The organism is Pseudorhizobium marinum (assembly GCF_000705355.1).
GTDB classification, from domain to species: Bacteria; Pseudomonadota; Alphaproteobacteria; order Rhizobiales; family Rhizobiaceae; genus Neorhizobium; species Neorhizobium pelagicum.
Genome location: NZ_JMQK01000010.1, coordinates 96,648 through 115,734, shown reverse-complemented (window position 1 = coordinate 115,734; position 19,087 = coordinate 96,648). Strand labels below are relative to the sequence as shown.

The window sequence follows — 19,087 nt, the reverse complement described above, 5'->3', positions numbered from 1 at the left end:
ATGTTGCAAATACCCCTCCCGGCCTGCCGGCCACCCTCCCCACAAGGGGGAGGGAGATCCGCGGCACGGTCTCAATCCTCATGGTCCCCAGGCGCTCAGCTGCGCCGAAGAGAGGGAGCAAGGCCTCACCCCACGTCCCCTCCCCCTTGTGGGGAGGGTGGCCGGCAGGCCGGGAGGGGAACTTGGTCAAATTAGTCCTGCGACATGAGTCCTACCGCCCCCGTCCGCCGTAGCGGGCAAACACCCGGGCCAGCACGCCGAGCCCCCACCAGGCGCAGAGGCTGGCGAAGGCCGATCCCATCAGCATGATCTCGCCGGCCGAGAGGCTGGTCGCCACCTGCAGCCGGGTGGCGATCCACAGGCCCGTCGATCCGCCGAAGATGATGCCGGTGGCGACCCCGGTCAGGAAGCGCACCGCCGCCTCCTGCCGGTCCTTCGGCAGCAGATAGGCCAGCGAGATCGCGGCCCCGGAGACCGCCCCGATCAGCCGCGCGGTCGACAGACCGCCGTCATGGGAGAAGTCGGCCATTTCATTAACCTTCTCTAATTAAGATGATCCTGCGCCAATCACCGGCATCCCTGCCCGCAGGGCGGCGGATGCCGCCTCGCTCCGGATGCGTCCGTGCCGGTTTCCGTCAATCTTCCGAATCGTTTGGCGGTCTTTCCTCACAGCGGGATTCCGCGTCTTCACGCAGCGGATCAACGTCTTCACCTGACACGTCAGCACCGCGCGCCTCAGCCTGGTGCCGGGCGCGATCGTCTGCCCTGTGCAAAACCGCCATCGTCACACAGCCTACATCTAACTCGGCTTAACTGTTCCCACGTTCAAACGGGGGAATGAACATGGTCTACGTCGTGCAACCCGGACAGGTGCCCCGCGGCACCGTCTGGGAAAAGCCTATGCTCCTCTCGGCTCTCTTCACGGCAACCTTCTCGATGCTGCTCTCGGCCTTTCCGCAGATCGACCTGGCGGTGAGCCGGCTGTTCTACGTCGAAGGCCGGGGCTTCCCCGCCGGCGAAATCGAGGCGCTGAACACCTTCCGCGCCGTCGGCCAGTATTTCCCGTTGACGCTGTCCATCGTGCTCTTGTTCGGCCTTATCCTGAAGATCGCCTATCCGAGCCGGCCTTGCCTGTTCTCGCCGCGCTTCACGGTCTATTTCGCGAGCCTCTTCCTGCTCGGGCCGGCGCTGCTGGTGAACGGCATCCTGAAGCCCTTGTGGGATCGCCCGCGCCCGCGCAACGTCCTTGAGCTCGGTGGCGACCAGCCATTCGTGCCGGCCTGGAGCATGGGCGGCAACTTCTTCGAGGACCGCTCCTTCGTCTCCGGCGAGGCGGCCGTCGTCGTCTGCCTGATTCCGCTGGCCTTCTTTGTGCCGGTGATCTGGCGCCGCTGCGTCCTCGTGCTGCTCTCGGCCTTCGCCGCCGCCACAGCGCTCAACCGCATCGCCTTCGGCGCCCACTTCCTGTCGGACGTGCTGATTGCCGCCGGGCTGATGGGCATGGTGGCCGTCGGCCTCTGGTACCTGATCTACGTGCGTCCGGGGTCCCAGTCCTGCGACATCAAGCTCGATGCCGATCTCAGCCGTCTTGGCTTTGCGCTTCACGCACGGCGACGCAGAGCGCTCCGCCGGCTGCGGTCCGGTGTCGCCGTCGGCCTGTCGTTTGTGTCTCGGACGCAGCCGGCACGCGGAACCAGGCGCGGCAAGCGCACGCTGGTTGCTTCCAAGGCCTGACAGCCTCAGTACCCCACCTCCTGGCGCTTCTCCTCGTCGCTCAGGAACCCGGCCGCGCCGACCCGCGCCCATAGCGCATCGCGCTCGGCGGACAGGCCCGCGATGCGGTCGAGATCCGGCTCCAGCCGGATCGGTTCGCCGTAAGCCTGCGACAGCCAGGCCGACAGGCTTGCCGCGGTGCGCGTCAGGAGCGGCACCACCGTCAGCCGGTAGAAGGCGCGGTTCGCCTCCTGGTAATTGGCATAGGTATTGTCGCCGGGTATGCCGATCAGCATCGGCGGCACGCCGAGCGAGAGCGCGATGTCGCGCGCTGCGGCGTTCTTCGCCTCGATGAAATCCATGTCCTTCGGCGAAAAGCCCATCGACTTCCAGTCGAGCCCGCCTTCGAGCAGCAGCGGCCGCCCGGCGTTGACCGCCCCCGAATAGCCGGCCTCCAGTTCCTCCTTCAGCCGCTCGTACTGGTCCGGCGACAGATTGCCGCCGTCCTTCGGCTGGTAGACGAGCGCGCCGGAGGGCCGCGCCGAATTGTCGAGCAGCGCCTTGTTCCACTCGCCGGCGGCATTGTGGAGATCGAGCGCTGCCCCGGCGGCGCCGAGCGGCGGAAAGCCCAGGTGATCGTCGAGCGGATGGAAGAGCTTCAGGTGCAGCAGCGCCACCCCGCCGCTGCCCGCCGGCACCTCTGCCGGCAGCCGCCGCGTGACATGGCCGGCGCGGTAGTCGTAGGCCGCGATCCATCCGTCGCGCGCCTCCACCACGCTCACCCGGTCGGGCCGCAAGAGGTGCAGTTCGCGCAGCGTTCCGGAGAGCTGCAGCGGCTCCACATAGGCGTTGCCGGAGAGCATCAGGTGGCCATAGAGCGCCTCGAAGAAATCCGGCCCGGCCTGACGCCCGTTCGGCTGCGCCAGAAGCGCCAGCGCCGGATGATCCGCAAGCTCGGCATCGCCGTCATAGCCGAGCCAGGGCACGGAGGCGGCAGCCTCCGCCACCAGCCGCACCGCCCGGTGCGCCACCGGGTTCTTCATGAAGCCCGCCCGCGACAGCGCGCCGTAGGAGCGGCCCGACCAATGCGCCACGCCATCGCCGGCGACGATCGCAAAGCCCGCCGCCTTCGCCTCGACGGCGGCTGCGCCCGGGGGTAGCGAAGACACGCCTCTTGCCCCGCCGGTGGAAACCCACGGCAGCCTGAAGGGAGATCTCATTGTCTGTGGCTCCTTGCTCGGCGGCAGACCCCGGATCCCGGGTTACCCGCGCACCTCTGACTTGCCGCTCCTCGACCGGGCCAGTTGGCTCGACTGTTCCGTCAGGATATGGGTGATCTTCTGCTTTTCGCGGCGCGAGCGGATCTGCCGGGCGGTGATCTGATCCGGGTCGAGAAGCTTTCGGGCCCCCTCGGTGCGAACCGTGAAGCACCGTTCGGCGGCGGCCAGCTGGTCGTGCCAGGTGTAGCTGCCGACAGCGGTGACCACCAGTTCCTCGAGGCTCTCGATCGCCGCCTCCGCGTCGCCGTCCTGCATGGCCGCGACGATCAGGTCCTTGAAGGTGCCGAGGTCCAGGTATTCACCACTGGAGAGCGGTCCCTGGAACAGTTCGCTGCGCTGGTCCATGCCCTTGCGGCCGACCCTGTCGATGTCGCTCAGCGAGCACAGCACCTCGCGGTCACTCAGCTTGAGCTTCAGGATGACCGCCTCGATGAAGACGATCTCCGGGCTCATGTTGGTCAGGATGCAGCGCGACTTGATGGTGTGCCCACCGCCCCGGGTGATCAGGATCTTCGGCCGCTGCCGGTGGCGGTAGCTGCTGTAGAAGAGCTGCAGGTAAATCAGCCAGACACCCAGCATGGCCAGGCTGGAGAGCGCCGAGACGACAGCGGCATTGTCGATGAGCCATGTCCACATGATGCTGTCCTTGCCAAACCGCCAGAGAGAGTGCGTGTGCAACCACGCGAGGCGCATCACGGTTCCATGCGGCAGCCAAGATCGCCGCTCAGGCCCGCAAGGCCCTCGCGAACGCCCTCCCGTGACCCGCCACCAGAACGGCGCGATCGGTGCCGTTGATGATGCGCCTTGCGCCCTGCCAGTCCTCGACGGCGTCTGCGAAGAACTCGTCGAGCCGGCGGCCGGTGAAACTGCCGCGGCGCATGCCCTCGATGAGGACCGCCACCGACACGTCCATGCGCATGGCCAGCGCCGGCTCGGCGACGAGGTCGCAGCCGACGAGCTTCGACATGGCCTCGTAGTTCCTGCGGTGCGTCAGCTGCACCAGGCCGCGGCCAAGCCAGCAGCGGCCGTCGGGCTCGGGCCGCCAGTAGGGCGTCCTCACCGTCGCCAGCCGTCCGGCCGCGAAGGCCCGCTCCAGCCGGCGCACCGCCTCGGCATCGCTCTTTGCCAGCGTCTCGCGCACCGGCTGCATGGTCGCCGCCGTCTCGTGGAAGGCGGTCGCCAGCACATAGGCGAGCTGCCTTCGGTCGCCCTCGCCCACCCGTGCCTGCCAGCCGTCGAGAATCGCCGAAAGCCCTTCCACCTGCCGTTTCGCCAGCCGTCCGCCGAACAGGATGGGGCGGATGTCGGCGAAGAAAGAGGCCCTGTCGATCGTTTCGTGAACCATGGATGCCCGTCTCCCCTGCCAACCCTCATGTTTCAATCGGTTTAGAAAAACTAAATCGTTTTAAGCGTTTACGGCGCGATTTACATTTCGTTCACGCTGTGGAACCAACGGGGTGACGGGGCGTTTTGCTCGGCCTTTCGAACAGGAGAAGTCATGATGATGCACCCCCAGATTCCGGCCCCGCAGCCGACACAGCCCATTCCCCAGCACGTCCTCGATCGTCTCGAGTCCGAATGGCGCCAGATGCGCGAGAGCGTACCCCAGCCGGCAAAGCCGCTGCCCGCCGCCGAGTGATCGCCACACTGGTCGGAGCGCGGTGTCGCTCCGGTCAGATCCCCCTGATCCGGGGCTCCCCCTGCCCGTCGATCAGGAGCGCCGTCAGCGCCCAGACCAGCGCATCCAGCCGGTCGGGCGAGCGGCCCGACGACAGCCCGTCCGGCCCGAAATCACACATCTGGTCTTCCAGCGCCACGAACCGTCCCGCATGCACCACCCGCCGCTGCTCGTAGAGCGCCGCGACCGGTTCGGCGCGCAGGTATTTGCCGCGCGTGGCCCGCACCAGCGTCAGCGGCAGCGCCGCGTCGACGCTTCGCAGCATCGCCGCCACCATCTCACCGCCCTGGTTGACCTCGGCGACGATGCGGTCGGCGGCAAAGCGGCGGTAGGCATTCGCCACCGCGTTCGCCCAGCCCGCCGGGCTCATGCCTTCCACCGAGCAATCGGCCAGCACCACCGCCCGGCCGCCGGCATCGAGCCCCGCCACGACAATGCCGCAGCAGGAGGTTTCGCCCGAACCGGAGGGCGGATCGACCGCCACGACGATCCGACGCAGCGCCTCGGTCACCCGAAGCCGGCAGGCCTCGATCTCGTCGCGTTTCCAGAGCGCGTCCTCGCGATCCTCGATCAGTTCGCCGTCGATCTCCTGGCGCCCGAGCCGCGTGCCGCCATAGCGTTTCTCCAGCGCGGCGATGAAACCCGGCGCCAGGTTCTGCGCATTCCCGCGCGTTTCCATGCGCACCAGCCGGGTGTCCACATCGGAGAGCAGCCGCTTCAGAAGCGGCACCGGCCTGGGCGTCGTCGTCACCAGCTGGCGCGGATCCTGCCCGAGCCGCAGCCCGAACTGCAGCATGTCGAAGGTCTCCTCCGCATGCTTCCATTTCGCCAGCTCGTCGCACCAGGCATAGTGAAACTGCGGCCCGCGCAGGCTTTCGGGATCTTCCGAGGAGAAGATCTGGGCGATCGCCCCGTTCGGCCAGACCAGCCGCCGGCGGGAAATCTCGAAGTCCGGCCTGTGCCTGCGGGCGATCCGGCAGATGCCGGAGACGCCGTCCACCATGACCTCGCGCGCCTCGCCCAGCGTCTCCGCCACCAGCGCGATGCGCAGGTCCGAACGGGCGCCGGCCGAGGCCAGCGCCTGCACCCATTCCGCCCCGGCCCGCGTCTTCCCCGACCCGCGCCCCCCCATCAGCAACCACGTCCGCCACCCGCCCTCCGGCGGCTTCTGGTCGCGACGGCCGCTGAGATCCCAGTCCCGTGTATGGCCGAGCTGAAAGCCGGAATATTCGTCGTCATTCGTCTGCTCCTCACTGCCGTCACGCGAGGGAAGCAGGCCTATCGGCAGGTCGATCTCCCCCCTTGAGGGGGAGATGCCCGGCAGGGCAGAGGGGGGTAAGGCCCCAGGCTCCTGTTCAACAAGACCGCCACCCCCCTCTGTCGCCTTCGGCGACATCTCCCCCTCAAGGGGGGAGATCGGAGGAAGCCCGACGGCCTCCAGACGGCCCATCGCGTCAATCAATGACTGCCCCTTACCGATGGCACCCACCTGCGCGTCACGCGCCGCCGCAATTTCGCCGGCCGTCCTGTCCACCCCTGTTAAAGTCTTCACGTGTTTGCCCAATATCGCTTCCAGCCTCCGCCTCTGCGTGCGCTGGCTGGGCAGCCTCGCCTCCCGACCGAAGCAAGACGCCGGCCGGTGGACCATCGCGTTTCCATTCCTCGTAAAGACGGATAGCCCCTTCATTTGCGCGGTCCTCGATCATCTGCAGGAAGCGCTTCTTCGCCTCCTCATACCCGCTCGCATCCGCCGTCCGCTCGGCATCGTCCTCGCGGTCGCGGGCGAGCTGGCGCTGCAGGCTGTCGACCTTCTCCAGCGTGCGGACGATCAGCGACATGGCGTCGGTCGCCGCCTTGATGTCGGCACGGGCAAGCTTGCCGGCGGCCTCGTCGCCGCCCTGGAGCGCCGCGTCGGCGGCCGCCCGCATCGCTCGGAACGACTCGAACTGCTCGCGCATCTCCACCGTCATCTCGTTCAGGAGCTGGCGCAGTGCCTCGGCGGGAGAGACCGCCGGCGCCGCGGCCGACTTGATCTCGAGCACGACCGCCCGCACGTCGTCGACGAGCGCATCGTCCTCGGGCAGCGCCTTGCCATAGGCGGGTGCCGCGGCCCAGCAGCCGAACAGGCTGAGGTCTGCACATGCCGGATCGAACAAATCGGACGGCGCCGGACCCGCAACCGGGTCCCCTTGCCCGCCTCGATCATCCCAGGTCCGCTCAAAGGCTTGCATGGCGCTATCCTCCACGACGCGCCAGGCTCCGCCGCGAGGAATCCCCCGAGGCGCCACAACGGCCGCGTCTGAACGAAAAAAGGCCCGGCGCAGGGGGCCGGGCCAACTTTGACTGAAAGGTCTTCAACCGGCTTGTCGCCGGCTACAGATCTTTGACTGTGACTGAACGATAGCAAAGCACCGTCACGCCGTCAAGGATTAAATTCCTATCACGGCGATTTTATCTTTTAGCGCCGATGTCACGGCATACCGCCGCCGTCTTCGGAGCTCGACAACCCTCTGCGGACGAACGCTTTCGGCATTCTTAACAATCTCATGCGAGAATAGAGCCCAAGGCAATCTCGCCTGAACCACCCTGGGGCCTGCAGCGCATGCTGAACATTTTTGCATCCAACTCCAACAATATTCTCGGGGCGCTCGATCTCTCGATGGCCATCATCGAGTTCAAGCTCGACGGCACGATCGTCAAGGCAAACAAGAACTTCTGTGACCTGATGGGCTATTCCGAAGCGGAAATCATCGGCAAGAAACACCGGATGTTCCTCGACCGGGACTATGCCGATTCAGCCGAATACGCCGCCTTCTGGAGCAAGCTCCGCAACGGCGAATTCATCTGCAGCGAGTTCACGCGCGTGGCCAAGAACGGCGCCGAGATCTACATCCGCGGCAACTACAACCCGATCCGCAACAGCGCCGGCAAGGTCGTGAAGATCGTCAAATTCGCCAACGACATCAGCGAGACCAAGCTGCACGCCATCGATACGGACGCCAAGATCAACGCTGTCAACCGCGCCCAGGCCTCCATCGAATTCAAGCCGGATGGCACCATCATCTCCGCCAACGAGAACTTCCTGTCGGCGCTCGGCTATTCGCTTCAGGACATAGTCGGCCGTCACCACAGCATGTTCATCGAAGCGGCTCAGGCAAACTCCGCCGAATACCGCGAGTTCTGGCAGAAGCTGAACGCGGGCGAGTTCGTCGCGGGCGAATTCCGGCGCCTCGGCAAGGGCGGCCGCTCGGTCTTCATCCAGGCCTCCTACAACCCGGTCTTCGACCTGAAGGGCAAGGTCATCAAGGTGGTCAAATTCGCCACCGACGTGACGTGCCGGGTCGAAAACGTCGAGCAGCTCGCCCACTGTCTGAATAACCTTGCCAATGGCGACCTGTCGCAGACGATCGACAAGCCCTTCATTCCGTCGCTGGACAAGCTGCGCAAGGACTTCAACGCCGCCTCCGCGCGCCTGAAGGACGCCATGCATACCGTGCGCCTCAACGCCCAGGCGATTTCCTCCGGCGCCCATGAAATCCGCACCGCCGCCGACGATCTGGCACGCCGCACCGAGCAGCAGGCCGCGTCCGTCGAGGAGACCGCGGCAGCACTCGAGGAAATCACCACGACGGTCAAGGATTCCAGCCGCCGGGCCGAGGATTCCGGCCGTCTCGTCGGGCGCGCCAAGGCGCATGCCGATCATTCCGGCGAGATCGTCCGCGAAGCCATCACGGCCATGGACAAGATCGACCAGTCGTCGCGGGAAATTTCCAGCATCATCGGCGTGATCGACGAGATCGCCTTCCAGACCAACCTGCTCGCGCTGAATGCCGGCGTCGAGGCAGCCCGCGCCGGGGAAGCCGGCAAGGGTTTTGCGGTCGTGGCGCAGGAAGTGCGCGAACTCGCACAGCGCTCTGCGGCCGCCGCCAAGGAGATCAAGACGCTGATCACGGCGTCCGGCACCCATGTCAGCAGCGGCGTGTCGCTCGTCAGCAAGGCCGGCGAGGCACTGCAGGAAATCGCCGGCCACGTACAGGAAATCAATCAGGACATCGTCGCCATCGTCGATGCCGCCCGCGAGCAGTCGCTGGCCCTCGGCGGCATCAACCAGTCGATCAACAGCGTCGACCAGAGCACGCAGAAGAATGCTGCCATGGTCGAGGAACAGACCGCCGCAAGCCACGGGCTGGCCGAGGAGGCCAAGGCGCTCTTCCAGCTGCTGGAACAGTTCCGCTTCGAGGACAAGGCGTCCGGCTTCTCCCGCCGCGCCGCATAGACGGCGCGTCGATCCGACAAAGAGAAGGGCTGCTTCGCCATCGAAGCGGCCCTTTTACGGGATCACCTGTGGTCCCGGTCGCGCCGGCGGCGCTTCTCCTGCGGCTGCGAATACATGACCTCCTTGAGGTCGATGCCGTACAGTTCGTCGACGACCAGCAGGAAGAGCAGGATTATGGATGTCGCCGCCATCCAGAACCCGGTCCAGCCGCCGACCCGAAGGCCGGTCGCGATCGCGAGTTGCAGGCTGATGAAGGCCAGCGCACAGAAGCAGATCTGATGTAATCGGAGCATGCCATTCACCCTTGTCTCAGTGGTGATGGCAGGAAAACAGCGGTTCCCCGCATTGGTTCCCGGGGCCTCTTTCGAGATGCCGGTCGCCGCTGCGCCAACGGCCGGGACGCGGGGACCGAGCCGGAACCGGGCGGCCGCGGCAAGGGTGTCAGGAACAATCACTTGCCCCTCCCGTTAGTCCGGCACAATTTCCGGAAAGGGCCTCCTCCATGGACATCGCAACGGCAGACACACAGCCGAAGAACCGCGTCGCGCTGACGATCAACGGCAACCGCCAGGACCTCGAAATCCACCCCTGGGTGACACTGCTCGACCTGTTGCGCGGTCCCATGCAGCTCTCGGGCACGAAGAAGGGCTGCGACCACGGGCAGTGCGGCGCCTGCACCGTCCTCGTCGATGGCGAGCGGGTCAATTCCTGCCTGAAGTTCGCCGTCACGCTCGACGGCGCCGAGATCACCACCATCGAGGGTCTCGGCACCCCCGACGAGATGCACGCGATGCAGAAGGCCTTCGTCGAGCACGACGCCTACCAGTGCGGCTACTGCACGCCCGGACAGATCTGTTCCGCCGTGGCCCTCCTCAAGGAAGGCCACGCCAGCACCCGCGAGGAAATCCGCGAGATGATGAGCGGCAATATCTGTCGCTGCGGCGCCTATGTGAACATCGCCGACGCCATCGAGGACGTGATGGGCCAGGGCTCGGGCGCGTCGCAGAAGGAGGCCGCAGAATGAGGCCCTTCACCTATACCCGCGCCGAAAATCTCGGCGAAGCCGTCGCTGCCCTCGCCGCCAATCCGCAGGCCCGGGTACTCGCCGGCGGCACCAATCTCGTCGACCTGATGAAATACGACGTCGAGCATCCGGCCGCCATCATCGACATCAACCGCCTCCCCCTGAAGGAGATCGAGGAGCTGCCGGACGGGTCGCTGCGCATCGGCGCGCTCGTCTCCAATGCCGCCGTCGCCTATGATGCGCGCGTCGCCGAGCGCTATCCGCTGCTCGCCAGCGCCATCCTCGCCGGCGCCTCGCCGCAGCTCCGGAACGCCGCCACCACCGGCGGCAATCTCCTGCAGCGCACCCGCTGCTATTATTTCTACGACCCCTCGACGCCCTGCAACAAGCGCGAGCCGGGGTCGGGCTGCGCGGCGATCGGCGGCGTCAACCGCATCCATGCCATCCTCGGCGCCAGCGAGCACTGTATCGCCACCCACCCCTCCGACATGTGCGTGGCGCTCGCAGCCCTTGCCGCCACCGTCGAGGTCGAGGGACCGGACGGCCGCCGCGACATCCCGTTTGCGGACTTCCACCGGCTGCCGGGCGATCATCCGGAGCATGACAACACGCTGAAGCACGGCGAGATCGTCACCGCCGTCCGGCTCGAGGGCAATCACTTTGCCGCCCACCACAGCTATCTGAAGCTGCGCGACCGGCTTTCCTATGCCTTTGCGCTGGTTTCGGTGGCTGCCGCCCTCGACGTCAAGGACGGCATGATCGTCGACCTGCGCGTCGCGCTTGGCGGCGTCGCCCACAAGCCCTGGCGCGACACGCTGGCGGAGGCGGAGTTTGCCGGCCAGCCGGCCAACCGGGAGACGTTTGCCGCCGTGGCCGACCGGCTGCTTGCCGGAGCACAGGGCCAGGGCGACAACGACTTCAAGATCCCGATGGCGAAGAAGGCGATCGTCCGGGCGCTGTCGCAGGCGGCCGAGGGCACGCCGCAGGTCCAGTCCGAAAAGCAGCTGCGGTGAAGGAGATCCCCATGCAGAACGAAAAGAACATCATCGGATTTCCGCTGCCGCGCATCGACGGGCCGCTGAAGGTCACCGGCACCGCTCCCTATGCGGCGGAATACGACGAGCCCGGCATGCTGGTCGGCCACGCCTTCTATGCCACCATCGCCAGCGGCCGCATTACCTCCATCGACACCTCCGCGGCGGAGAACTTCCCGGGCGTCGTCAAGGTCTATACCCATCAGAACCGGCCGGCGACCGCCTCGTCCGACGATACCTGGAAGGACGAGGTGGCGCTTCCCGGCCATCCCTTCCGGCCGCTGGAGAATGACCGCATCCTCTACGACGGCCAGCCGATCGCGCTCGTCATCGCCGAGAGCTTCGAGGCCGCCCGCGACGCCGCCGACCTGATCCGCGTCGACTACCAGGCCGAGGAGCCGCATACGGACATCGAGGTGGAGCAGGCAAAGAGCTACCCGCCGCCGGTGCCGCGCAAGGAGGCCTTCCTGCCGTCCGACCCGCGCGGCGACGCGGAAGGCGCCTATGCCGCCGCACCCCACAAGATCTCGGCGGAATACGTCCAGGCGGGTGAGCATCACAACCCGATGGAGCTCTTCGGCACCACCGTGATCCGTGCCGAGGACGGCAACCTGACCGTCTACGACAAGACGCAGGGGTCGCAGAACAGCCAGGGCTATGTCTGCGGCATCTTCGGGCTGAAGCCCGAGACCGTGCGCGTCATCAACGCCTATGTCGGCGGCGCCTTCGGCTCGGGCCTGCGCCCGAAGCACCAGCTGTTCTTCGCGGTGATGGCGAGCCTCGACCTCAAGCGCTCCGTCAAGGTGGAGATGAGCCGGCGCGAGATGTTCTATCTTACCTGGCGCCCGCCGACGGTGCAGCGGATGCTGGTCGCAGCCGATGCCAACGGCAAGCTGATGTCGATCCGCCACCATGCGGTGCAGACCACCTCGCTCTACGAGGACTACCAGGAGAATGTCGTCAACTGGTCGGGCCTTGCCTACAAGTGCGACAACGTCACCCTTTCCTATGAACTGGCCAAGATGACGGTCTCGACGCCGGGCGACATGCGCGCACCCGGTGCGGCGACCGGCTTCCTGGCGCTGGAATCGGCCATCGACGAGCTCTCCTACGAGGTCGGCATGGATCCCCTCGAGTTCCGCATCGCCAACTTCGTCGATTACGACCAGAACGACGACCTGCAGCTCACCTCCAAGGCGCTCGACCTCTGCTACCGCCAGGGCGCCGAACGCTTCGGCTGGTCGAAGCGCTCGGCCGAACCTGCCTCCATGCGCGACGGCCAGGATCTCGTCGGCTGGGGTGTGGCGACCGGCGTCTGGGAAGCGACCCTGTCGCCGGCGGAGGCCAAGGTCCGGCTCTTCCCGGACGGCTCGATCACCGTCGCGGCGGCCGCCTCCGACATCGGCACCGGCACCTATACGATCCTTGCGCAGATCGCCGCCCAGGGGCTCGGCCAGACGGCCGACCGCGTCAGCGTGCTGATCGGCGATTCCTCGCTGGCAAAGACCGCCGTCGAGGGCGGTTCGTGGACGGCCGCCTCCAGCGGCTCCGCCGTCCAGGCCGGCTGCTTCGAGATCCGCAAGACGCTGCTGTCGCTCGCCCAGAAGCTCGACAGTTCGCCGCTGGCCGGTGCTGCCGTCGAGGATCTGGCGATCCGCGACAACCGCCTCGTGCTCGACCGAAACGACCAGGTTGGCCTCGCGATCGCCGACATCCTCGGCAGCCAGGGGATGTCCTCGGTGGAAGGCCACGGCAAGGTGGCGCCCGACGAGGAGCAGGCGAAGAAATTCGTCAGCTACACCCATTCGGCCATATTCACCGAGGTGAAGATCGATGCGGAGCTGGGCGTGCCGCGGGTGACGCGGGTGGTGATCGCGGTCGCCGCCGGCACGATCATCAATCCGAAGACGGCGCGCAGCCAGGTGCTCGGCGGCGTCGTCATGGGGCTCGGCATGGCGCTCCACGAGGAAAGCATGATCGACCACCGCAGCGGCCGCATCATGAACCATAACCTTGCCGAATATCACGTGCCGGCGCATGCCGACGTGCAGGACATCGAGGTGATCTTCGTGACGGAAGAGGACGACAAGGCCAGCCCGATCGGCGTCAAGGGGCTCGGCGAAATCGGCATCGTCGCCGTCGGTGCCGCCGTCGCCAACGCCATCTACCATGCCACCGGCACCCGCCACCGGCATTTCCCGATCACCATCGACAAGATCATGGAAGGCTTGCCCAACTGATGCGCACGCAACTCTCCAATACCCCCGTCCGCTACCGTCCGGACGTCGAAACGGTCGAGCCCGACGAGCCGGAGACCGCCCGCAAGATCGCCGAGACCATGGTTTCCATCTGCGAGAAGACCTTCGCCGATTCCGGCCATGCGATCCGCTCCGTGCACGCCAAGAGCCACGGTCTGCTTTCGGCCCGCTTCGAGGTGCTGGACGGCCTGCCGCCAGCGCTGGCGCAGGGACTGTTTGCCAAGCCGGGAGAATACGAGGCGGTGATCCGCCTCTCGACGACGCCGGGCGACCTTCTCCACGACAGCGTCTCGACGCCGCGCGGCATGGCGCTCAAGGTGCTGAACGTCGAGGGCCCGCGGCTGCCGGGGTCATTTGCCTCGCGCAGCCAGGACTTCGTCATGGTCAACGGAAAGGAGTTCAACTCCCCCTCCGGCAAGGCCTTCCTGAAGAACCTGAAGCTGCTCGCCGCCACCACCGACCGTATGGAGGGCGTCAAGGAGATGGTCTCCAAGGTGTTCAAGACGGTCGAGGGCGGGCTGGAAAAACTCGGCAAGCAGAGCGCCGTCCTGAAGACCATGGGCGGCAATCCGGAGACCCATATTCTCGGCGACAGCTTCTTTGCCCAGCTGCCGCTGCGCTACGGCGAGCACATCGCAAAAATCGCCGTCGTCCCCGCCTCCGACAATCTCAAGGCGCTGACGGGCACCACGGTCGATACCTCCGAGGACCCCGATATCCTGCGCCATGCGACGGATGAGTTCTTCAAGGCGGAGACCGCCGTCTGGGACCTGCAGGTACAGCTCTGCACCGATCTCGAGGCCATGCCCGTCGAGGGCGTCGAGGCCTGGGACGAGGAGAAGAGCCCCTTCGTCACCGTCGCGCGCATCACCGCCGGGCCGCAACAGGGCTGGAGCGAAGAGCTGTCGCGACAGGTCGATGACGGCATGCATTTCAGCCCCTGGAACGGCCTTGCCGCCCACCAGCCGCTCGGCGCGATCATGCGACTGCGGCAACTCGCCTACGAACGCTCCGCCGCCTTCCGGTCGGAGCGCAACGCGACCCCGGTGACGGAGCCGCTGAAGTGTCCGTTCGGCTGACGGGGCACCTGCCTTGCGACCGATGGGCAGCCTGGAAGTCAGGCCGGGAGAATTGATTCAACGGACACGCATCCGTGTGTTACTGTGCCTCTGTCGGACGTGACCTTATCGGCTTTTCGACGCACCTGCCGAGTCATGACTTGCTCCGTGAGTCTTCGGCCCTTGAGGGCCTGTTCATGCCACAGATACCGACAGACCATTTGGAAGCGGCGAGCACGCTTGCCGTGGTGATATCATCCAAGGATCCGCTGCTGTTCCTGTCCGATGATCTCAGGATCATTGCGGCGAGCACATCCTTCTGCCGGGCGTTCGAGATCGACCCCGCGACCGTTTCCGGCAAGCGCCTCGGCGAACTTGGCAACGGGGAATGGGCAATGCCCAAGCTCCAGTCCCTGCTGACGGCGACCGCGACCGGCAGTGCGAGTGTCGAGTCATACGAGATCGACCTGAAGCGACCAGACCAGAAAACGCGGCAGCTGGTCGTCCATGCGCAAACGCTCGACGACGGCGACCTCGACCACATCCGTCTGCTTCTCGCCATAACCGACGTCACCGACATGCGCGCCGCAGCCCGCCTGAAGGATGACCTGATCCGCGACAAGGCCATCCTGCTGCAGGAGGTCCAGCACAGGGTCGCCAACAGTCTGCAGATCATTGCCAGCGTTCTCATGCAGAGCGCACGGCGCGTTCAGTCGGAAGAGGCACGCGGACATCTCCAGGATGCCCGTCACCGGATCATGTCCATCGCAGCCCTGCAGCGACAGCTTTCCGCATCCCCCGGCGGCAGCATCGAACTGCGTACCTACTTCACGCAGCTCTGCCAAAGTCTTGGCGCATCGATGATCGCCGAGCCGGAGCGGCTGTCGATTCAGGTCACCGTCGATGACAGCATCGTCGATGCAGAGGTCTCCATCAGTCTGGGGCTCGTCCTGACAGAACTCGTGATCAATGCCCTCAAGCACGCCTTTCCAGACGACCGGATCGGGACGATCGCGATCGACTACCGTTCGTCGGGCGAGGACTGGACGCTTTCCATCGCCGACAACGGAATCGGAATGCCCGGCGGGGAGGATGCACCCAAGGCAGGATTGGGAACGGGTATCGTGGAGGCGCTCGTGAAGAACCTGAACGGCGTGATCACGCTGACCGACGCGAACCCGGGTACGGTGGTCACCATCAGCCGTCGGGAAACCTCCGACGTCCAGGCCGACCTTTCCTCAGCGGCATAGGAAACATGACTTGCTATTTACGGCGCTAAAGACCGCGCGTTGCGGCCAACCTCACATATCGAGTGAACAATGAAGAACGGCAGATCCGTCGTCCTTGTCGTGGAAGACAGCCCGATCATACGCATGGGTGCCGTCGAACTTGTCCTGTCGGCGGGCTACGAAGCACTGGACGCTTGCGACGCGGACGAGGCAATCCGCATCCTCGAATTGCGGGACGACATCGATCTCGTGTTCACCGATGTCCAGATGCCGGGGACGATGGACGGCATCAAGCTGTCCCACTACATCCGCGATCGGTGGCCGCCCGTGAAGCTGATCGTCGCATCCGGTGCGGCCATTCTCGAGGAGAGCATACTGCCCGGCGGAAGCCGCTTCTTCTCCAAACCCTACGACGAACTCACCATCACCACGGCAATAGCCCACCTGCTTTCGAGCGAAACCCTGCACACCCGTAGCATCTGAAGCCTTGCTGCAGAGGTCGCCGCGAGGAAGGCAGATACTCGTCGCCCGTTGACGGCCGCATTTTTTCCACTGCAGTAGGGCCAATTCGTAAAACTGTGCTATGCGCGCCAGCCAGACAATAGCAGGAGTATCCCCGTGAGCGAACCGACCGTGGCCGAGGCAACGAACCGCATCTATGAATCGCTTCAGACGGATAATGCCGATATCGACGCGCATATCGCCACGCTGAAGGCGGCAATGGCACGGGAAGGCGTAAAAGAGGCCGTCTTCGATCCGGCGCGGCTGGCGCAGAACAACCGCTCCGGCCGAAAGCTGATGCAGGCCTATTTCCGCCAGCGCGGCGTGACGGTGACCTATTCGGCCTCGTGACGCCGTTCGGGCCGAGCGGTCGACGAGGGAATAGTCTGACATCACCCGAGAGTGCCATAGGCGAAACCCGATCGCCTCTGCTCAGGAGGTCATCGCGGCTTTCGTTCCCTTGGCGACCGGCCAGGCGAGCAATGCCTGCTCGGCCACGCCTTCCAGCGTCTCGCGGCTGAAGCCCGCCTTCGCCTGCACCGCCATGCCGTGCATGACAGCCATCAGGAAGGCCGCCAGCGCATCGGCCCTGGCGGTCTCGGGCAGGTCGCCCTCGTCTTTCGCTCTTTCGAAGCGTTGCCGAACCTCGCGTTCCCCGGCGGCCCGCGCCTCGACCAGAAATTGCCGCACCGGTTCTGAATCATCCGAACCCGCCAGCACACCCTGGATCATCAGGCATCCCCTGTGCGTGGGATAGCGGGTGTTGAGGTCGATGGCGCCGCGAAGGAGGTGTTCTGCCACCTCCCGCGCCGTCGGCAGCGCCAGTGCCTCCGGCAGGTATCGCAGGTATTTTTCGTGGTAGCGGTCCAGCGCCTTGCGGAACATGGCTTCCTTGTTGCCGAAGGCGGAATACAGCGCCGGCCGCTCGACACCGGCAGCCGCGGTGAGGTCGGCGTAGGACGTCCCCTCGTAGCCCTTCTGCCAGAAGACACACAGGACTGCGTCGAGAACCTTCTCCATGTCGAATTCGCGATGGCGTCCCATCAGCCTGATCCGGATATTTTCATAACGACCATTATTAAAAGCCTTGACCCACCCTGTCAATTTTCATAACGATCATTATCGTAATAATCGTTACGAAATGCCGTCCCGGGATAGCTTCGGCGCGGCGTCAACAGGACAAAGGAAACAGTTCATGTCCAACTTCTTGAAGGGCAAGGTCGCTCTCGTGACGGGCGGCTCGCGCGGCCTCGGTGCGGCAACGGCGGAAGCGCTCGCCGGTCACGGTGCAGACGTCGCGATCAGCTACGCGGCCTCCGCCGAGAAGGCGCAGGCGGTCGTGGAACGGCTGAAGGCGAAGGGCGTGCGGGCGATCGCCGTCAAAAGCGACCAGTCCGACCTCTCTTCCGCCAGGCCGCTCATCGATGCGGTCATGGCCGAGTTCGGCAGGCTCGACATCCTCGTCAACAACGCCGGCATCGCGATCCAGGGCCAGCTGGTGGACGATCCGACCCTCGACGGCGAGAACTACAACCGCCAGTGGCAGGTCAACGTCATGGGCACCATCGCCAATACGCGTGCGGCAGCACCCCGGCTGACCGACGGCGGACGGATCATCTTCGTCGGCTCCGGCCTCGGCTCCTTCGTCCCCTTCCCGGGCGTCGCCGATTATGCCGGCACGAAATGGGCGCTGGCCGGATATGCCAAGGGTATCGCGCGCGACCTTGGACCGCGCGACATCACCGTCAACGTCGTCCAGCCGGGCATCATGCCGACCGACATGGCAGCAGAGGTCGCCGGTGAACTTCCCAACCGCGACGCCATCCTCGACATGCATCCGATCCGTCGCATCGCAACGCTGGAGGAAGTCGCCGAAACGATCTGCTTCCTCGCCGGCCCGCATGCCGGCTACATCAACGGCCAGCAGATCACGCTTGCCGGCGGCCTCGGCATCTAGCCATCGACGATGAAAGAGGCGATCCGCAGGCCGGATCGCCTCTTTCGTGCGGGATTGCCGGCTTCGGCTCCAGCCCCCTTACCCCGCGCTCTTTCGAAGCCCCAGGGGACTGATGCCCGTTCGCGCCTTGAAGGTCTTCCGGAAATAGGAGGCGTCGCGAAACCCCACGGCGGCAGCCACCTGCTCCACGCTCAGCGCATCCTCCCCCAGCAGCCTGCGAGCCTTTTCAAGGCGCCGGTACAGCAGATATTGGTAAGGGGTTTCTCCGGTTTCCGCCTTGAAGGCCCTGTTGAAGTGAAAGCGGCTCAGGCCCGCCACGGCAGCAAGGTCATCGAGACCGATCTGGTTTTCCAGGTTCTGATCGACATATTCCAGCACCCGCGACAAGGCGCGCCGCGAGATCCCGGGCCTCTTCAGGTCTTTCCCCGCGCCGGCTTTCTGGATCTGCAGCACAGTCATCAGACCCAGCGTCTCCGCGTACAGCTCATCGGGCTCGTCCTGCATGAGCAACGTCGAGAACCGCCGCAGGTACATCAAAAGCTCCGGGTCGCGAAAATAGACCCGTAGGCCCAGTTCAGTGGAGAACCGCTGATCGAGCTCCTCATGCAGCTCGGCAGGGTCGAAGTATATTGCGGTATAGGAATTCCTGCGCTGGCTGAGCTGCGACCACCCCTGGACCGCGGCTCCCCTGGGAACATAGGTCAGCGAATCCCGGAGGTTCTTCTGGTTGTTTTCAGCGGCGTCGCCCGCACGGATGCCGCCGTCGTCCAGGACGATATCATGCAGCGCGCAGAAGTGCAGATCGCTTTGCCAGGCGTTCGAAGGTGTCGCCAATGGCCGGCACAACATGCTCAACGGCAAAACCTCTCCAGGAGCGGTGCCGGCGAATGGCACCTCCCCCTGAATTCTTGGGGCTAAATCGTTGATTTTTCACATTCACCACCACAGAGAAAAGGTTGTCCGAAAAGGGAATACATTGCTATAGTCCACGCATGTTCTCGCGTGAACGGCAGAGCCTTTTCCACGACCGTCGTCTCCAGCAGCATCAAGGCCAAAGCATGAGCTACCGGATCGACCGC

20 protein-coding genes are annotated in these 19,087 nt (G+C 65.3%); 11 read left to right on the top strand and 9 right to left on the bottom strand.

From position 1 onward, the window contains the following. Nucleotides 1-211 precede the first annotated feature (211 nt). Nucleotides 212-529 (bottom strand): DUF6107 family protein, encoded by a 318-nt coding sequence (locus EO99_RS0113895; RefSeq protein ID WP_029619242.1) that lies wholly within the window; start codon nucleotides 527-529, stop codon nucleotides 212-214. Nucleotides 530-843: 314 nt separating this feature from the next. Between EO99_RS0113895 and EO99_RS0113890 the strand changes: the two genes are divergently transcribed. Then, complete coding sequence (locus EO99_RS0113890; RefSeq protein WP_162179308.1) at nucleotides 844-1,734, top strand: phosphatase PAP2 family protein; 891 nt, start codon at nucleotides 844-846, stop codon at nucleotides 1,732-1,734. Nucleotides 1,735-1,739: 5 nt separating this feature from the next. Here EO99_RS0113890 and EO99_RS0113885 read toward each other — a convergent pair whose 3' ends face one another. The 3 genes from EO99_RS0113885 to EO99_RS0113875 all read right to left on the bottom strand — a co-directional run bounded on the left by EO99_RS0113885 (nucleotide 1,740) and on the right by EO99_RS0113875 (nucleotide 4,338). Next, nucleotides 1,740-2,933 carry a phage portal protein gene (locus EO99_RS0113885; RefSeq protein WP_081852058.1) on the bottom strand — a complete coding sequence of 398 codons (1,194 nt, stop codon included), beginning with the start codon at nucleotides 2,931-2,933 and terminating at the stop codon, nucleotides 1,740-1,742. Nucleotides 2,934-2,975: 42 nt separating this feature from the next. Continuing rightward, a complete protein-coding gene (locus EO99_RS26300) occupies nucleotides 2,976-3,629 on the bottom strand; it encodes a hypothetical protein (RefSeq protein ID WP_156034784.1) in 654 nt (217 codons plus the stop codon). A gap of 88 nt (nucleotides 3,630-3,717) precedes the next feature. Then, the gene (locus EO99_RS0113875; protein ID WP_029619238.1) at nucleotides 3,718-4,338 is read right to left on the bottom strand and encodes a lysozyme family protein; all 621 of its coding nucleotides are present in this window, start codon (nucleotides 4,336-4,338) and stop codon (nucleotides 3,718-3,720) included. Nucleotides 4,339-4,494: 156 nt separating this feature from the next. Here EO99_RS0113875 and EO99_RS27440 point away from each other — a divergent pair, with 156 nt between their 5' ends. Then, nucleotides 4,495-4,632, top strand: coding sequence for a hypothetical protein (locus tag EO99_RS27440; RefSeq protein WP_156034782.1), 138 nt, complete (start codon nucleotides 4,495-4,497; stop codon nucleotides 4,630-4,632). A 34-nt stretch (nucleotides 4,633-4,666) separates the two neighbouring features. Here EO99_RS27440 and EO99_RS0113865 read toward each other — a convergent pair whose 3' ends face one another. Next, nucleotides 4,667-6,223 carry a DNA-packaging protein gene (locus tag EO99_RS0113865; protein WP_235776816.1) on the bottom strand — a complete coding sequence of 519 codons (1,557 nt, stop codon included), beginning with the start codon at nucleotides 6,221-6,223 and terminating at the stop codon, nucleotides 4,667-4,669. Continuing rightward, entirely contained in the window at nucleotides 6,168-6,902 is a 735-nt protein-coding gene (locus EO99_RS28090) for a hypothetical protein (RefSeq protein ID WP_051679847.1), read from the bottom strand. Before EO99_RS28090 ends, EO99_RS0113865 begins: the two co-directional genes overlap by 56 nt. A gap of 371 nt (nucleotides 6,903-7,273) precedes the next feature. Between EO99_RS28090 and EO99_RS0113855 the strand changes: the two genes are divergently transcribed. Then, on the top strand, nucleotides 7,274-8,947 hold the full coding sequence (locus EO99_RS0113855; RefSeq protein WP_037111941.1) for a methyl-accepting chemotaxis protein: 1,674 nt from the start codon (nucleotides 7,274-7,276) through the stop codon (nucleotides 8,945-8,947). Between the two features lie 62 nt (nucleotides 8,948-9,009). Here the strand turns inward: EO99_RS0113855 and EO99_RS27430 are convergent, their stop codons facing one another. After that, nucleotides 9,010-9,240 (bottom strand): hypothetical protein, encoded by a 231-nt coding sequence (locus EO99_RS27430; RefSeq protein WP_139015037.1) that lies wholly within the window; start codon nucleotides 9,238-9,240, stop codon nucleotides 9,010-9,012. 209 nt (nucleotides 9,241-9,449) lie between these two features. On the opposite strand from EO99_RS27430, the gene EO99_RS0113845 reads away from it, so the two are divergent. The 7 genes from EO99_RS0113845 (at nucleotide 9,450) to EO99_RS0113815 (ending at nucleotide 16,402) form a co-directional block, all read left to right on the top strand. After that, entirely contained in the window at nucleotides 9,450-9,971 is a 522-nt protein-coding gene (locus tag EO99_RS0113845; protein WP_051679846.1) for a (2Fe-2S)-binding protein, read from the top strand. Beyond that, on the top strand, nucleotides 9,968-10,984 hold the full coding sequence (locus EO99_RS0113840; RefSeq protein WP_029619232.1) for an FAD binding domain-containing protein: 1,017 nt from the start codon (nucleotides 9,968-9,970) through the stop codon (nucleotides 10,982-10,984). The genes EO99_RS0113845 and EO99_RS0113840 overlap by 4 nt, the downstream gene beginning before the upstream one ends. Before the next feature lie 11 nt (nucleotides 10,985-10,995). After that, entirely contained in the window at nucleotides 10,996-13,245 is a 2,250-nt protein-coding gene (locus EO99_RS0113835; RefSeq protein WP_029619231.1) for a xanthine dehydrogenase family protein molybdopterin-binding subunit, read from the top strand. Beyond that, complete coding sequence (locus EO99_RS0113830) at nucleotides 13,245-14,342, top strand: catalase family protein (RefSeq protein WP_029619230.1); 1,098 nt, start codon at nucleotides 13,245-13,247, stop codon at nucleotides 14,340-14,342. Before EO99_RS0113835 ends, EO99_RS0113830 begins: the two co-directional genes overlap by 1 nt. Before the next feature lie 176 nt (nucleotides 14,343-14,518). Beyond that, nucleotides 14,519-15,571 (top strand): sensor histidine kinase, encoded by a 1,053-nt coding sequence (locus tag EO99_RS0113825; protein ID WP_029619229.1) that lies wholly within the window; start codon nucleotides 14,519-14,521, stop codon nucleotides 15,569-15,571. Nucleotides 15,572-15,640: 69 nt separating this feature from the next. After that, nucleotides 15,641-16,033 (top strand): response regulator, encoded by a 393-nt coding sequence (locus EO99_RS0113820; RefSeq protein WP_029619228.1) that lies wholly within the window; start codon nucleotides 15,641-15,643, stop codon nucleotides 16,031-16,033. Between the two features lie 135 nt (nucleotides 16,034-16,168). Next, entirely contained in the window at nucleotides 16,169-16,402 is a 234-nt protein-coding gene (locus EO99_RS0113815; RefSeq protein WP_029619227.1) for a hypothetical protein, read from the top strand. A gap of 81 nt (nucleotides 16,403-16,483) precedes the next feature. Here EO99_RS0113815 and EO99_RS0113810 read toward each other — a convergent pair whose 3' ends face one another. Then, nucleotides 16,484-17,095, bottom strand: a complete 612-nt coding sequence (locus EO99_RS0113810) for a TetR/AcrR family transcriptional regulator (protein ID WP_029619226.1) — start codon at nucleotides 17,093-17,095, stop codon at nucleotides 16,484-16,486. Nucleotides 17,096-17,246: 151 nt separating this feature from the next. On the opposite strand from EO99_RS0113810, the gene EO99_RS0113805 reads away from it, so the two are divergent. After that, nucleotides 17,247-18,008: an SDR family NAD(P)-dependent oxidoreductase gene (locus tag EO99_RS0113805; RefSeq protein WP_029619225.1), complete on the top strand. Its 762-nt coding sequence runs from the start codon at nucleotides 17,247-17,249 to the stop codon at nucleotides 18,006-18,008. 78 nt (nucleotides 18,009-18,086) lie between these two features. Here the strand turns inward: EO99_RS0113805 and EO99_RS26290 are convergent, their stop codons facing one another. Next, nucleotides 18,087-18,902, bottom strand: a complete 816-nt coding sequence (locus tag EO99_RS26290) for a helix-turn-helix domain-containing protein (RefSeq protein ID WP_156034780.1) — start codon at nucleotides 18,900-18,902, stop codon at nucleotides 18,087-18,089. Nucleotides 18,903-19,087 lie beyond the last annotated feature (185 nt).

Coding starts and splice junctions, on each gene's coding strand:
- EO99_RS28090 (WP_051679847.1), bottom strand. CDS start 6,902: ATGCAAGCCTTTGAGCGGACCTGGGATGATCGAGGCGGGCAAGGGGAC.
- EO99_RS0113840 (WP_029619232.1), top strand. CDS start 9,968: ATGAGGCCCTTCACCTATACCCGCGCCGAAAATCTCGGCGAAGCCGTC.
- EO99_RS27430 (WP_139015037.1), bottom strand. CDS start 9,240: ATGCTCCGATTACATCAGATCTGCTTCTGTGCGCTGGCCTTCATCAGC.
- EO99_RS0113845 (WP_051679846.1), top strand. CDS start 9,450: ATGGACATCGCAACGGCAGACACACAGCCGAAGAACCGCGTCGCGCTG.
- EO99_RS0113890 (WP_162179308.1), top strand. CDS start 844: ATGGTCTACGTCGTGCAACCCGGACAGGTGCCCCGCGGCACCGTCTGG.
- EO99_RS0113810 (WP_029619226.1), bottom strand. CDS start 17,095: ATGGGACGCCATCGCGAATTCGACATGGAGAAGGTTCTCGACGCAGTC.
- EO99_RS0113885 (WP_081852058.1), bottom strand. CDS start 2,933: ATGAGATCTCCCTTCAGGCTGCCGTGGGTTTCCACCGGCGGGGCAAGA.
- EO99_RS27440 (WP_156034782.1), top strand. CDS start 4,495: ATGATGCACCCCCAGATTCCGGCCCCGCAGCCGACACAGCCCATTCCC.
- EO99_RS0113825 (WP_029619229.1), top strand. CDS start 14,519: ATGCCACAGATACCGACAGACCATTTGGAAGCGGCGAGCACGCTTGCC.
- EO99_RS0113835 (WP_029619231.1), top strand. CDS start 10,996: ATGCAGAACGAAAAGAACATCATCGGATTTCCGCTGCCGCGCATCGAC.
- EO99_RS0113820 (WP_029619228.1), top strand. CDS start 15,641: ATGAAGAACGGCAGATCCGTCGTCCTTGTCGTGGAAGACAGCCCGATC.
- EO99_RS0113895 (WP_029619242.1), bottom strand. CDS start 529: ATGGCCGACTTCTCCCATGACGGCGGTCTGTCGACCGCGCGGCTGATC.
- EO99_RS0113855 (WP_037111941.1), top strand. CDS start 7,274: ATGCTGAACATTTTTGCATCCAACTCCAACAATATTCTCGGGGCGCTC.
- EO99_RS0113805 (WP_029619225.1), top strand. CDS start 17,247: ATGTCCAACTTCTTGAAGGGCAAGGTCGCTCTCGTGACGGGCGGCTCG.
- EO99_RS26300 (WP_156034784.1), bottom strand. CDS start 3,629: ATGTGGACATGGCTCATCGACAATGCCGCTGTCGTCTCGGCGCTCTCC.
- EO99_RS0113830 (WP_029619230.1), top strand. CDS start 13,245: ATGCGCACGCAACTCTCCAATACCCCCGTCCGCTACCGTCCGGACGTC.
- EO99_RS0113875 (WP_029619238.1), bottom strand. CDS start 4,338: ATGGTTCACGAAACGATCGACAGGGCCTCTTTCTTCGCCGACATCCGC.